Source organism: Nostoc sp. 2RC (genome assembly GCF_014222165.1).
Lineage (GTDB): Bacteria > Cyanobacteriota > Cyanobacteriia > Cyanobacteriales > Nostocaceae > Nostoc > Nostoc linckia.
In genome coordinates, this window is the sequence record NZ_JACKZU010000212.1 from 1 (window position 1) to 13,997 (window position 13,997).

10 protein-coding genes are annotated in these 13,997 nt (G+C 39.6%); 5 read left to right on the forward strand and 5 right to left on the reverse strand.

Translation table 11 applies throughout. The features are described 5' to 3' along the window. Positions 1-500 precede the first annotated feature (500 nt). Positions 501-1,778 carry an adenosylhomocysteinase gene (gene ahcY, locus GNE10_RS21680; protein ID WP_185566933.1) on the reverse strand — a complete coding sequence of 426 codons (1,278 nt, stop codon included), beginning with the start codon at positions 1,776-1,778 and terminating at the stop codon, positions 501-503. Positions 1,779-2,362: 584 nt separating this feature from the next. Between ahcY and GNE10_RS21685 the strand changes: the two genes are divergently transcribed. The 3 genes from GNE10_RS21685 (at position 2,363) to GNE10_RS21695 (ending at position 5,558) form a co-directional block, all read left to right on the forward strand. Next, positions 2,363-3,994, forward strand: a complete 1,632-nt coding sequence (locus tag GNE10_RS21685) for a mechanosensitive ion channel family protein (RefSeq protein ID WP_260446984.1) — start codon at positions 2,363-2,365, stop codon at positions 3,992-3,994. Between the two features lie 389 nt (positions 3,995-4,383). Continuing rightward, positions 4,384-4,644, forward strand: coding sequence for a hypothetical protein (locus GNE10_RS21690; RefSeq protein WP_099067498.1), 261 nt, complete (start codon positions 4,384-4,386; stop codon positions 4,642-4,644). A 542-nt stretch (positions 4,645-5,186) separates the two neighbouring features. After that, positions 5,187-5,558, forward strand: a complete 372-nt coding sequence (locus GNE10_RS21695; protein ID WP_185566934.1) for a hypothetical protein — start codon at positions 5,187-5,189, stop codon at positions 5,556-5,558. A 162-nt stretch (positions 5,559-5,720) separates the two neighbouring features. Here the strand turns inward: GNE10_RS21695 and GNE10_RS21700 are convergent, their stop codons facing one another. Together GNE10_RS21700 and GNE10_RS21705 are read right to left on the reverse strand one after the other, a co-directional pair. Further along, a complete protein-coding gene (locus GNE10_RS21700; protein ID WP_185566935.1) occupies positions 5,721-6,860 on the reverse strand; it encodes a glycosyltransferase family 4 protein in 1,140 nt (379 codons plus the stop codon). A gap of 280 nt (positions 6,861-7,140) precedes the next feature. Beyond that, the gene (locus tag GNE10_RS21705) at positions 7,141-8,310 is read right to left on the reverse strand and encodes a glycosyltransferase family 4 protein (protein ID WP_185566936.1); all 1,170 of its coding nucleotides are present in this window, start codon (positions 8,308-8,310) and stop codon (positions 7,141-7,143) included. Between the two features lie 516 nt (positions 8,311-8,826). Between GNE10_RS21705 and GNE10_RS21710 the strand changes: the two genes are divergently transcribed. Beyond that, the gene (locus tag GNE10_RS21710; protein WP_185566937.1) at positions 8,827-11,037 is read left to right on the forward strand and encodes a hypothetical protein; all 2,211 of its coding nucleotides are present in this window, start codon (positions 8,827-8,829) and stop codon (positions 11,035-11,037) included. Between the two features lie 351 nt (positions 11,038-11,388). Here the strand turns inward: GNE10_RS21710 and GNE10_RS21715 are convergent, their stop codons facing one another. Beyond that, on the reverse strand, positions 11,389-11,691 hold the full coding sequence (locus GNE10_RS21715) for a hypothetical protein (RefSeq protein ID WP_185566938.1): 303 nt from the start codon (positions 11,689-11,691) through the stop codon (positions 11,389-11,391). A gap of 228 nt (positions 11,692-11,919) precedes the next feature. Beyond that, entirely contained in the window at positions 11,920-12,798 is an 879-nt protein-coding gene (locus tag GNE10_RS21720; RefSeq protein ID WP_185566939.1) for an aspartoacylase, read from the reverse strand. Positions 12,799-13,032: 234 nt separating this feature from the next. Between GNE10_RS21720 and GNE10_RS21725 the strand changes: the two genes are divergently transcribed. Next, a complete protein-coding gene (locus GNE10_RS21725) occupies positions 13,033-13,986 on the forward strand; it encodes a LysR substrate-binding domain-containing protein (RefSeq protein ID WP_221642940.1) in 954 nt (317 codons plus the stop codon). Positions 13,987-13,997: the final 11 nt, after the last annotated feature.

The following is a 13,997-nucleotide window of genomic DNA, read 5'->3' on the forward strand; positions in this document are numbered from 1 at the left end:
TTGTTTTTCTTTCTTCAAAGCTATCAGATCGATATTTTTTACTAGCAAACCTATAATAAACATACTTTCCCCTATGGATAGTTCCCAAACAATCACTTATGGTAAAATCTTTCCAAGAATTAGAATGACCTATTCCGTGAGGAAGTCCAACGCCAGTTGCTACTCTTGTGATTTGCATAGGGTTCAAGCTTTATATTGACAATTCAATTATATTATATGGGACTCCTATCTGATTTATAAATAAGATTTCATATAAGGCAATACGGTTCAGTTAGGATAATTGTATGTTGACTTGAGGAACTAAACCTAACATTAAACGTTAATTATTGGGTTTTGCTTGGTACTCTGTATGATTTTGCTACAACCCAACCTACTAGCACAGCAAGCCTTTTAGCTCTAACAACATTGAATTGTCATTGTTCTTTGCATCCTTGCAAGAAACACAAAAAAAGGGATAAGCCTAAAAGCCTATCCCCAAAAAATCAGTTAATCAATTAACATCAAGTTCCACTAGTCCAAGAGTTGATGTATTCAATTTGGTCTGGTGTTAGGCTATCAATGGTAATTCCTAACGCCTGTAACTTGAGTCGAGCAATTTCTTGGTCTACTTCAGTAGGAATGGAGTGTAAACCAGGTTCCAACTTACCTTTATTTTTCACCAGGTATTCAACAGCTAAAGCCTGGTTGGCAAAGCTCATATCCATGACTGCGCTGGGATGTCCTTCAGCTGCGGCGAGGTTAATCAAGCGTCCTTGACCGAGAACCACGACTGATTTGCCGCTTTTTAACTTATACTCTTCGGTGAAAGGACGGACTTCTTTGATTTCCTTAGCTTGACTAGCCAAGTATTTCAGGTCGAGTTCGATATCAAAGTGACCGGAGTTACAAACGATCGCACCGTCTTTCATCGCGTCGAAATGTTCGCCGCGAATCACGTGCTTGTTACCGGTAACTGTAATAAACAAATCGCCGACTTTAGCGGCTTCTGCCATTGGCAGGACGCGGAAACCATCCATTACAGCTTCAATTGCTTTGATAGGGTCAATTTCGGTAACAATTACGTTACCACCCAAACCACGGGCGCGGAGTGCTGTACCTTTACCGCACCAGCCATAACCAACAACGACGATGGTTTTACCAGCTAAGAGAATGTTTGTAGCGCGGATGATGCCGTCAAGGGTCGATTGCCCAGTACCATAGCGGTTATCAAAGAAGTGCTTGGTGTCAGCATCATTTACATTCACTGCGGGGAAGGTGAGAACGCCATCTTTGAACATGGCCTTGAGACGGACAATTCCCGTTGTGGTTTCTTCGGTGGTGCCAATCAAATCAGCGATTTGGTGTTGGCGTTCTTGAATTAATGTCGCAACCACATCGCTACCATCATCAATGATTACATTGGGGCGGTGATCTAAAGCGATTTGAACGTGGCGGTTATAAGTGGCGTTGTCTTCGCCTTTTTGGGCAAAAACGGGAATTTCATGATCGACAACGAGGCTAGCGGCTACGTCATCTTGGGTTGATAGGGGATTGCTTGCAATTAGCAGTGCATCAGCACCACCAGCTTTAAGAGCGATGGCCAAATGTGCTGTTTCGGTTGTGATGTGGGCGCAAGCCACAAGGCGTAAGCCAACAAAGGGCTTTTCTTGGGCAAAGCGATCGCGGATTTGTCGTAAAACTGGCATTTCGCGTCCAGCCCATTCAATGCGCTGTCTTCCCAAGGCAGCTAGGCCGAGGTCTTTAACCTCGTGCTTTAATCGGGGAGAAGTTGCGGTCATCAAAAGTTACCTCAAAAATGTGAAAAAGTTACGTAAAACTTACGCACTCTACTAGGTTATTCTACGACTGGCAATTTACGCTCGAAAGAAAGCAAATTACTAGTCAAGACTCCTCAGAACTAGCTTGACGTTTGATTCGTCTAATGTCAACTTCATAGCCAGCTTTTTCCTTTTTGTTTTATCTTTGGTAAGAGTATGACTATTCTTAGCTTTACTTGTTCATTCTCAGTACACTGTCATCTATCTAAAGATTGATAATAATCAAAAAAACATCAAAATTTCATCATCAGAAGGCAAATACTTAACTTTAGATAGGTACATTTACTCAAAATTATTGAGCAGGATGGTTATGAAATTAGTCAATAGTAAATTTTACTCAAGGAGGTGTTTGAGTGCGCTTTCAATTTTTGGCAGCCGCGAAGGGAATTGTGTTACCCAGCTTTGCTAAAGGTTCAAAGGAGCAGGAACAGGTATTAAAAGCAGGAACATACCTGGTTACTAAGCCTGTGACACACTTGGACGCTTTCAATCAAGTGTCCCAAAAGGGTGTGTTACCTAAAGACCGCAGAGGTTTAGGTGTCATAATGGCGATCGCAACTTCGATGGCTGTAACCGTTGTCTGTGTGCCAAAAGCCACCGCCCAAATTCCTTTTCTACCGGAATTACAAGTTCCCAGCACTGCAAGCAACGATTCCAATGATAGAGTTGTTTCTGGCTGGGTTTATTTGGATGGTCGTCGCTTATTTCAAATAGCCGCATCAAAAACTAACTTTCCTGAGCGTTTAGAAGACATCCAAAAGAAACTAGAAGCAATTAGCCAATATTATTTTCAGTTACCAGCGAACACACCAGTCAAGGTAGAAGTTCGCAAAGTCAACGAATTACCAGTAATTTATGTCAACGACCAATATCTGATGACCGTCACTTCTGAGGATGCTGGACTGCGACAGGTGGATATTTCAACATCCGCAAATCAAATCGCTGACTCATTAAAAGAAGACTTACAACAGGCAAAACAAGAGAGACAAACTCAATTTTTAATCGACCAAGGTAAGATTGCTGGGGCTACCGGACTGGTAATGATTGTCATGAGTTCGGCGGTATATGGCTGGCAAAGACGTTCCAAAAAAAATTCCGACTCCGCTACCTTCCAAGCCCAAAAGGAACTCTTAAATTCCCCAACTTTAGCAGCGGCTCAACCAATTACAACACAACTAAATCAACAGCAAGTCCGACACGTCCAAGAAGCAAAGAGAAGATTGTTCCAGCTAACTCAAGCCGGAATTTGGGGAGGCGGAAGTTTCTTTATTTTGGGTTTGTTTCCTTATACACGAGGATTTCAAGTAGCAATTCTCGCCGCCGCCCAATTTCCTTTGCGCTTAGGTGTTGTGTTATTGGTAACTTATGTAGCAGTGCGTCTAAGCTATGCCTTAATTGACCGCTTCACCTCCACTTTGATTAGAAGTAGTGCTTTTATCACTCCAGAAGATTCTGCACGTCTACAATTGCGAGTTTCCACATTTTCTGGTGTGACTAAAAGTATTGCTACAGCTATTTGCGTGGGAGTAGGCTTTTTGTTGGCGCTGGTAGCTTTGGGTATAGATATCGTTCCCTTGCTAGCGGGTGCAAGTTTGGTTGGTGTTGCCGTATCTTTGGCTTCACAGAACTTGATTAAAGATGCCATTAACGGTTTCTTGATCATCCTGGAAGACCAGTATGCCTTGGGCGATGTGATTAATGTGGGAGATGTGGGAGGTTTAGTAGAAAACTTAAATTTGCGGATGACCCAGGTGCGGGATTCCGAAGGACGGTTAATCACCATTCCCAATAGTGAAATAAAAGTTGTTGCCAATCTTTCTAGCCGTTGGTCGCGAGCCGATTTAACAATTCCCATCGCTTACCAAGCAGACACAGAAGAAGCTTTGAAGTTGATTAAAACCGTTGCAGACAAGATGAATCAAGAATTGCAATGGCAGCGTCAAATCTTAGAACCACCGCAAGTTTTAGGAATAGATCAATTTGGCGATCGCGGTTTGATTATTCGTGTTTGGATTAAAACACGGCCCCTGAAGCAATGGGATGTGGCAAGAGAATTTCGCCGCCGTCTGAAAATCGCCCTAGACGAAGCCGGAATTTCCATCTCTGTACCTCAACAAGCAATTTGGGTCAACGATCCTGAGTTGTTAAATGTACAGAGTAACGGCAAATCTAATTAGAAATAGGGAGATTATGAAGTAGGGGAAAGGGGAAAGGGTAAAGGGTAAAGGGGAAAGGGTAAAGGGTAAAGGGTAAAGGGTAAAGGGTAAAGGGTAAAGGGTAAAGGGTAAAGGGGAAAGGGTAAAGGGTAAAGGGTAAAGGGGAAAGGGTAAAGGGTAAAGGGGAAAGGGTAAAGGGTAAAGGGTAAAGGGTAAAGGGTAAAGGGTAAAGAGGAAAGGGATAAATTTAACCTTTCCCCCTTACCCCTTTCCCTTTCACCATTGCCTGGAAAGCCCATTTCCATTTTTAGTACAAAAGTACTATAATATAGATAGCGTTGGCAAAGCCTAGCCAAAGGCACAATGGCTGCGTGAAAAACTTGTGGAAGATGGGTTAAAGGGTTAGTTCGATGATGAAGCATTATATTCTCAACCTCAATCCGACTGCTAAGCATGAATGGGATCGCTGCATTTTACGTGACCCCCTCACAGCCAAACGTCCGGATATTGCCAAATTAATTGCTGAGGCAGTTGGCGCGGACACAGGCAGTTATTTGGTGAGTGTAAATATCGAAGTTCAAGTGTTAGAACAAGCTGCCGTACCTCAAGCCGAACAACTCTCCCTTTCGTTTTCAGAGGTGAGTCCCTCACAACTGCGGGAAGCTGCTTGAAGTATGGTGCAGGATTTCATAATAGATATTGTTGGGTTGCGTTTGGCTAAACCCAACAATATCTAACTCAAATGCACCTATTGGTCTATCGCAAAAGTTTTGAGAGGTTGAAGCTGGGATACAGACACGGAGACGCTCTTACGCGGTGACACGGAGAATTTTAAAGCCAGCAAAATTAATGACATAGAGTACTACTGGTCTATCGCATTAATTTTACTGGGTTAATAAACGAACCGCAAAGGACGCAAAGAGCGCAAAGGAAGAAAAATTAAGAATGAGTTTACCCCTCGTAACTAATGCGATGAACCACTACTTTGTAACCAGAGATGCGGGGGAAGCCAATACCGCGTTAGTCGTAGGGTATTGGTTCTGTTATCGCTTTTTCTCTGCTAAATCAGTACAATTTTACTATAATAGATATATAGTATTCACCAAACTTGTTTAAGTGTAAAACTGCTCTGTGACAGCCTTTTGGAAAATGGATTCCGGAGTTAGTCTTATGCTGAAGCCTGAAATTATTGACTACAGAGGAAAATTATTAGATGATGCAACTGAGTCATTATCCAGCTGCCATCGCCCAAGCTGCTCAACGAGCTAATGAAATAGATTCTCAACTGATGGCAGTACAGCAGCAAATTAATAGATTTGAAGGCAATGCGGATCGCGTCGCCGCCTTTGAGATGGATTTAAAAAATGATGCTCAACGCAAGGCGCGGCGTTTTGAAGTGCTGCTTATAAATCAAGAATATCAAAAGGCGATGGATACTTTAATCCGCTTGACTGGAGAAAAGGCAAATGCCCTGGCACATTTAGAATATCTGCGTAACCAGTTGAGTGTAGCAAAGTTAGAAGCTAGATTAGCGATCGCTCAACAACTCACTGATTTTGAATCTCGCGAATTAGTCGGTTTGTAATTGTATGCTATGAACCCAAATGTAGAGACGTTGCAATGCAAGGTCTCTACAGGGGCGTTGCTAAATAAGGGGTGATTGAGGCTGACACACCAGACGCGGGGATTATACTTGATGTAAATTCCAAAATCATCTCGTAATTATGCAATGTCCTACAGGGGTTTGTTATATTCTCTCGGACAGCAGTTGAGCAATTTGCTGATTAATGCTTGCAACATCAAAACGTTCGCTAGCATTAATTCTGGCATTCTTCGCTATAGTTGCAGTTATTTCTGTCTCTTGAAGACAGGTGATAATCACTTGTGCAAGTTCCTGGGGTTCTCCTGGTGTTACTAGAAAACCATTGAGTCCGTGTTCAACTAATTCCATTGCACCCCCAGCTTTGGCTGCAATTACAGGTTTTTCACATAACATCGCCTCAACAATCACTCTGCCAAAAGGTTCTGGAGAAGTTGAAGTGTGTGCTACTAAATCACAAGCTGCCATTAATTGGGGAATATCTGAACGAAAACCTAAAAATTGAACGCGGTTTTCTAGCCCCAATTTAGCGACTTGTTGGTGTAATTTTTGGGCGTAATTTTGTTCACCAAATAATGCATCACCGACTAAAATTGCTATTACCTGTGGCGGACATTGAGCAAGGGCATCAATTAAAATGTGCTGCCCTTTCCAAGGTGCAAGTCTGCTAAAATGTCCAATGACAAATTTTCCTTGTAATTTTAAATTTTGCTGCAAATTGTTGATTTCAGATGCATCGGTATGATAATTTTTTACTTCAAAGCCGTTATAGACAACTTCGATAATGTCTTGGTGTCCTCCTGCTTTGATAAAAGCTGTTTTACTAGCTTGAGAATTAGCAATTACTAATGATGCAAAACGATTAGCAAGGTTAACAGCTACCTGAAGATTAGTTTGGCTAAAGTGTTCTGTGGAAAGAATATCATGTAAATGATATACCAAAGGGCGACGACTAAAAAAACTTGCTATTGCTCCTACAACTAATGCCTTTTGGGTGTTGGCGTAGATTAAATCATATTGACGCGCTTTTTTAATTACTTTAATAATTAAAGGTATCAGTTGTCTAAAACTATTTAAACCTTGAATTAAACCGCTTTCTTTGTGAACTGCGATCGCTTCATTTCTCAAAACTTCTACCGGAATATTATTTTGCTGTAGTAATTGTTTAAATGAACCATCTGCAAATAAACCTACTAAAGCATTTTTTCCATAGGGTTTAGCAATATCGATTAAACACAATTCTGCACCGCCTGGTTTACCGCTTTGGTCTAAAAAAAGAATTTTCATAAAACCTCTATTTTATCAATTAATTTTATTTATTCAAACAGAATTCAGAATTCAGGAGCCAGAATTCTGAATTGAATTCTGTGCGACTGGTAGATGAATAAACGGTTTTCAGACCCTCTACTAATTGATTCTTACTCCTGTTAACGGTAGCGGTGCGTTTAGCTCATTCTGACTTCTGAATTCTTCTTCAATTTGCACCCCTACTCTATATTGAATTCTGACTTCTGACTTCTGACTTCTGAATTCTGAATTCTGAATTCTGACTTCTGAATTCTGAATTCTATTGTAATAAAATACTCCGGACTCGTTGGGCAATTTGATGCCAATCATAATGTGTAATCGCATATTGGCGACAGGCTTCTCGTGAAGGGATGGGAATATTTCCTAGTAGTGCTTGTTCTAATTTTTGGGCAATAGCCGATGCTTCGATGGAAGTAGTAATTAAATCAGGTGAAAACTCTGCTAAAATTTCTGGCATTCCACCCACTGGCGTACACAAAACTGGAGTACCACAAGCAAGAGATTCAACTATTACTAATCCAAATCCTTCAAAAGATTGACTAGGAACTACAGTTAATTCAGCAGCTTGATAAGCTATGGGTAATTGTTCATCAGGTAAAAAACCTAAAAATTTAACGTTATCGTCTAATCCTAATTCTTTCGCCTGTTGTTGTAGTGTAGATTGGATGTGACCGCGACCGGCGATGGCCAGCCAAATATCTGGTATTTTGGGTTTAATCATGGCCATCGCTTGTAATAATTTATCAACTCCAGTGCGATGCACCAAGCGGCGTGATGTAAATAAAATCCGACGATTATTAGGCCAGCCTAATTGTCTACAAGCTTCCTGCGGTGATAAATTTGGTTGAAAGTAATTAATATCAACTCCACCAGGAATAACATTAATTTTTTTCCAAGGTACTTGGTATTTTTGGTGTAAGATATTGCCAAATGCTTTGCTGAGAACAATAAAGCGATCGCACCGATTATAAGTTGTTTGTTCTATCAGCCAATGCTTAATTAAAAGACTAAGATTTTTATTAACCACTTCCTGCTTACTTTCAAAAGCCCAAGGGCCATGAAAGTTAAAAGTAATGGGTACTTTTTTCGGTAAAATATCTAAAATCGGAAAGCTATATAATGCAAAATGTAGATTAATTGCATCTGGTGTATTTGTTCTAGTCTTCTGGAAATTTCTACGAATTGACCATAATCTTTGACAAATATTAGTATCAACTGTAGCTAAATTAGTCAGCTTAATTGGAGAATTTGGTTGAGCTTCTGGAAGTCCAACTCCGCATAATTCAATTTGGTCTTGATTCGCTGCTAATTTATGAGTTAGTTCATAAATATATCTTTCTAATCCTCCAGGATTTTGAGGAAACCAGCCTAATCCCAAAGTAAGAATCGATGCAGAAGTTGAAGTAAAATTTTCTTTTTGATTTATCACTGATGTTTATCCTATAAATGTATTGAAAGATATACAGCTAATAATATAGTAATCATATTTTAGTTGTGAACAATATCAGTGTTGACTGTCAACATAACATTTGATATTTCACAAAATCTTTGGGATTTATTTTTTTAAGAGAACACCACTTTATAAACTATTTATATCTTCACGTCAACAAGCAATGATAACTTGTGTTTTAGTTAACTGAATCATACCGAAGATGATAAATCTAATACTAGTTACGATCGCAAGGTAAATGGTAGACAGTGAAAGCCTAAAAACAATAGAAATGAATCGATGTCTAGGATTTTTGTATTAATTTTTACGATTTTAGCAACATAAATAGTAAATATTCATACCTGGAATATCTTTTTAAATTTACTTATATTTTTTGTGCGGATTTAGAAAATGATAGTTGTATATACAATCAGTGAAGAAGTTGCAAACATCAAAAATCTCATGCAGAGGCGCAGAGATAAAATTTGATTTTTATAGAGAATTAAATAAAATAATATGAATAATCAATTAATTGTGCGGTTAATCAGGCTCTATCATAAGTGCAGAAATATCTGGAATTTTAGATATTTATTAAAAAAGAAAACTTTTAAATTTTTAGTTAGTCTAATGGTTGGAATTTTTATTACTACCATTGGCATTACAACAGATTGGGCAACCAGTGGAACATCTACACTCACCTATAAAACATCGTGGATAGGTAATAGTATTGGTAGCGGCAATCTGCGGATACAAAACAATATAGAAGCAATGTATGTTACTCCTGATGGTACAGTTTATACTAACAGCCATTGGGATGAAGCGGGAACGGAAGCAGGAATCTATAAGGATGGTAAAATTATCAGTGCCCTGAGTGATACCCACGGTTGGGGTCGTGGTGGTGGCAAGGCCATAACAGCAAATAATAAATATATTTACCTTGCCATGACTCAAGGTTCAATTGGCAATACAAAAGAAGATTATCCAGCAGAAAAAACAGCTTGGCACTCTGTTAGACGTTATGATTTGTCAGGAAAAACAGCACCGTTTCCTGGGGGACGTGGCTGGGATAAAAGTATGTTAATTGTCAGTAATAAAAGTGAAGTTACTGGATTAGCAATTATAGACAGTGAGTTATATGTGAGTGATTTTGCTGCTAATAAAATTCGGATTTTTGATACTGAGACCATGAAGGAACTTCGCAGTTTTAGTGTTGTTAATCCGGGGGCGATGGCAGTTGATCAGCAAAAAAATCTGTGGATTATTCAAAACAAAAATGGTGGTAATCCTGCGAAGATTTTACATTATTCCTCAAGTGGCAAGCAATTACCCCAGGAGATTGCAGATATTGTAGAACCAACAGCGATCGCCATTAATCCCCAAGGTAAGCTGTTAGTAGCAGAAAATGGTTCGCTTCAGCAAATCTTAATTTATGAGATTAAAGATCCGCCAATACAAATAGGCAGTTTTGGCTGTAAAAACGGTATTTATACAGGAATTTCTGGTGAGATTCGAGATTTGAAACTGTATGGAATTACCGGAGTTGGCACAGATGCATCAGGTAATATCTATATAAATAGTAATGGTTTCAACAAATCAGGAACAGACTTGCGGAAATTTGCGCCATCAGGTAAATTACTGTGGCGATCGCTAGGTTTAATATTTGTTGATAATGCAGACGCCGATCCTAAAACCGATGGTGTAGATTTATTCACCAAACAAGAACAATATCAAATGGATTATAGTAAGGCTGCTGGTAAGCAATGGACTTACAAAGCCTACACCTTAAATCCCTTCAAATATCCCCAAGATCCACGTTTGCATACATCCCCAGATGCAACCTTTGTGCGCCGCATCCAAGGAAAGCCGTTTTTGTTCCTCACAGATATGTACAACAGCTTTCTGCAAATATATCGTTTCAATCCCGCCACAGACGGTAAAATTGCCATCCCAGCCGGCATGTTTGTTGGTACTAATGGTGCAGACAAACCATTTTTGACTGGAAATTGGCCGCCTTCTCAACCACAAAAAGGTGAATGGATTTGGCGAGACAGCAACGGTAATGGCAAATTTGAAAACAACGAATACGATACCAGCAAAGATTATCCCTACATCGGCGGTTGGTGGGTAGACAGCAAAGGAGACGTTTGGAAAGCTTTACGAACCCAAGATGGTACAGGTATCCGACATTATCCTTTACAGGGAATCGATTCTAAGGGGAATCCCATCTACAGTTATAGTTCAATGGAAAAGCAAACCACTCCTCAGATTTTTAACGATTTGCGACGCATTGAATATTTCCCCCAAACAGATACCATGTATTTGTCAGGCTTCACAGTAGATCGTCCCGCATTTGGCGATGATACCGGAGTTGCGGGTTCTGAAATTGCCCGTTTTGACAATTGGAGTAAAGGAAATCGCACACCTCGTTGGCGGATTGTAATTCCCCACGACACCACCGGTAAACGCGAAGTTTCCACAGCCGCCATGAGTGTAGCGGGAGATTATGTTTTTGCTGTCACAGTTAAAACCGCAGAGGTATATGTTTACAATGCAACCACAGGAGTGCAAGTACAAAAGTTAAAACCAGGCCCAGAAGTTGGTAGCGAAAGTGGTTGGATTGATATACCTTATGGTATTCGCGCTTTTCGCCGTTCCAATGGTGAATATTTAATATTTGTTGAAGAAAATTGGAAAGGAAAAGTGATTATGTATCGCTTAGCAGCGTGAGCATTTATATCGATTTTGTCCCGGACATGATATTATTTATTAAGGCTATGTTTTTCGTTCATAAAAACAAGCCTTAATTTTTTGTTTCACTGCGTAATTCCTCTTGAAGCCAGAGTTTGATATCAATTGGCATTCCCTAGTTCAGCCAGGGAATAAAAAATTAGGAGCATGAAACAGTGTTTTGGAAATTTGTCATCAGTGTTTTATTATTGCCCACTTGTCTGGGATTAGAAATTGCCGCCGCATCTGAAAAAAATGAGTTGCAGATACTACAAAGACCTGAAGAATTAAGCAGCCCAATTTCTCAGACACAAAGCAATCAAAATATCCTCAATTCCTGGTCAAATTCAGTTACAAAAGATTCTTCAATTCCACAAGATTCAGAAGTTGATAGCGAAAAATTAAAACATCGAAAATATCGGCGCTATCACCGGAGACATCGTCGATATTATCGCCATCGTAGGTATTATCGTCAATGGCACAGAAATTATTACCGTCAAAGGATTTATTATCCCGAAGACATTTATTACCGTAGACGGTATCATCATCGACACAGGAATTACCATCAAAGGGTTCATGACCCTCTATACCGTTATTATCTGAGAAACTATGACTATCTGCATAGAAATTGCCACGGGCATTGCTATTAGTCATTAGTCATTGGTCATATCATGTTCGCTTGATTACTTATTAAACCCGAAAAACCCCAAAAAGCCAAAGTGTAGCTTTGTCTCGCCTCTCCGAAGTTCGGGGACGGGATTAAGGTGTGGGGTGCAATGACTGTGGGAATCATAAATAATTATGCGGACATGATATCATTAGCAAACAGCGAAAGACTAATGACAATAACATGTGTATTAGCTTAGCCCATTGCGAATCGCATTAAACTATCTTTTGTTGCTTTTGAGTTAAATGCATCGCAATTCCTTTTTCATAATAAGCCGCTTCATTGATAAAAATCGGATAAACAGTAGATACTCCCTCATATAAAATATCTGTATCTGCAAAAGTCCTAAATATTGGCTCACCTGGATTTAGAGGTTCATAATCTCGAAACTGAACCTGGGGATGAATCATCGCTTGAATTTCACCTTGTTCATCTCTGGGATAATCAATAGTTCCAATATATTCATAAAATGTCAGATTATTGTTTATCTGTGGAATATGACCTTGGTTGTACCATGTAAAATATTCTAAAATTGCATAAATTAGCTGTTCTGTTTGTTGAAATAATTCAGCATTTAAGACATTTTGAGCGACAGCACCAACTTCAATCACAAAACCTAATTCAGATACAGAACGCAGAAAACCGCCTTGTTTTGATTGCGGATTAATATACACTTTTACTAAGGAATTTATCGTAGTTAAATAAGCAGCTAACCGCAGTAAAAAAGGATGCATATCGCAAAAAATCAAAGTTAGCCCCATGTTGGCGGTTGTGCTATGTAAATCAATGATTACATCTACAAAAGGCTGATTTTGCGGTTGTAGTATTTGTTTAATTTCTTTTGCCCGCGTATCTTCATAATTTAAAAAATTTGAATTTTGTAAGTTTTCCTGGCTAAAGCAACGATTTAAATCTTTGTCAATATAACGCTTCCCTTCTGCAATAGCTTTGAGATTACCAAGTAATAACAAAGTTTCCCAACTTGGTCTATTAATTAAATTGGGATATTGCTGAAATTTTTTAACTAAGTATACTCCTGTTAACTCATTGCCGTGAGTTCCTCCAACGATCGCCACTCGTTTAATCTGACTCATAAAAACCTCGTCATCAAAGCTTGTAGGCTAGACATTATAATGCCCACCCTACTCTGGTTTATTCAGAGAAAAATCTCTATAGAAATCAAAATAAACAAAATGCTAGTATATGTCCAATATGTATTGAACTTATACAATATATATTAAAAATATAATAGCTAGACGCTAATGTCATAAATCAGACAATTAACGCAGACAAATATTCCTTTCCCATTCCCCAGTCCCCATTCCCCAATGATAGAACTTAGACATCTGCGATACTTCATCGCCGTGGCTGAAGAATTAAACTTTAGTCGTGCTGCGGAAAGATTGCATATTGCTCAACCACCTTTAAGCCAACAAATTCAAGCACTAGAAGCAGAACTAGGGCTTCAATTATTTGAGCGTAAAAAACGCCCTCTACAGTTAACTGCTGCTGGAAAAGTCTTTTTCACAGAAGCGCATTTGGTATTAACTCAGTTAGAACAGGCAATTACCTCTGCACAAAAAGTCAGCCGGGGGGAAATTGGACGCTTGGTAGTGGGAACTAATAGTTCTGTTGCTAACAGTGTTTTGCCAGATATTTTGCAAACTTTTCACCCTTTATTTCCAGAGGTGATACTAGTGTTGCGGGAAGTTAGTTCTTCTGAGCAGGTAAACCAACTGCGCGATCGCTACATCGATATTGCTTTTGAAAGACTACCCAATAATAATTTAAATCATAATTCTTTAAGTTTTCTGCCAATTTTGCAAGAGCCTTTAGTCATCGCTTTACCAGAAAACCACCCTCTAGCAGCCGAGTCTCAAATTCCACTCATCGCCCTAGCAGATGAACCTTTTGTTTTACCCCCAACAGACTTAGTTCCCTCATACAGCCAGATTATTAGCCTTTGTCAGCAGGTGGGTTTTTCTCCAAAAGTAGTACAGGAAGCAACTTGGATGGTAACCGTACTCAGTTCCGTTGCAGGTGGACTAGGAGTCACATTGCTTCCCGCTAACGCCCAAAGTCTACAGCGAAAGGGAGTAGTCTACAAACCAATTCAAGGAAAAAACTTAACTTCAGAACTAGCCGTAGTTTGGCGAAGCGATGATACATCCATCGTTTTACAGCAATTTTTAGAAGTCACAAAAAGTGTGGCGAGAAAAATGGGGAATGGGGAAAGGGAAAGGGGAAAGGGTAAAGGGGAAAGGGGAAAGGGGAAAGCGTAAAGGGTAAAGGG

Excerpts from the sequence above, each read along its gene's own strand:
- ahcY (WP_185566933.1), bottom strand. The coding sequence starts at position 1,778 with ATGACCGCAACTTCTCCCCGATTAAAGCACGAGGTTAAAGACCTCGGC.
- GNE10_RS21685 (WP_260446984.1), top strand. The coding sequence starts at position 2,363 with ATGGCGATCGCAACTTCGATGGCTGTAACCGTTGTCTGTGTGCCAAAA.
- GNE10_RS21690 (WP_099067498.1), top strand. The coding sequence starts at position 4,384 with ATGATGAAGCATTATATTCTCAACCTCAATCCGACTGCTAAGCATGAA.
- GNE10_RS21695 (WP_185566934.1), top strand. The coding sequence starts at position 5,187 with ATGATGCAACTGAGTCATTATCCAGCTGCCATCGCCCAAGCTGCTCAA.
- GNE10_RS21700 (WP_185566935.1), bottom strand. The coding sequence starts at position 6,860 with ATGAAAATTCTTTTTTTAGACCAAAGCGGTAAACCAGGCGGTGCAGAA.
- GNE10_RS21710 (WP_185566937.1), top strand. The coding sequence starts at position 8,827 with ATGAATAATCAATTAATTGTGCGGTTAATCAGGCTCTATCATAAGTGC.
- GNE10_RS21715 (WP_185566938.1), bottom strand. The coding sequence starts at position 11,691 with ATGACTAATAGCAATGCCCGTGGCAATTTCTATGCAGATAGTCATAGT.
- GNE10_RS21720 (WP_185566939.1), bottom strand. The coding sequence starts at position 12,798 with ATGAGTCAGATTAAACGAGTGGCGATCGTTGGAGGAACTCACGGCAAT.
- GNE10_RS21725 (WP_221642940.1), top strand. The coding sequence starts at position 13,033 with ATGATAGAACTTAGACATCTGCGATACTTCATCGCCGTGGCTGAAGAA.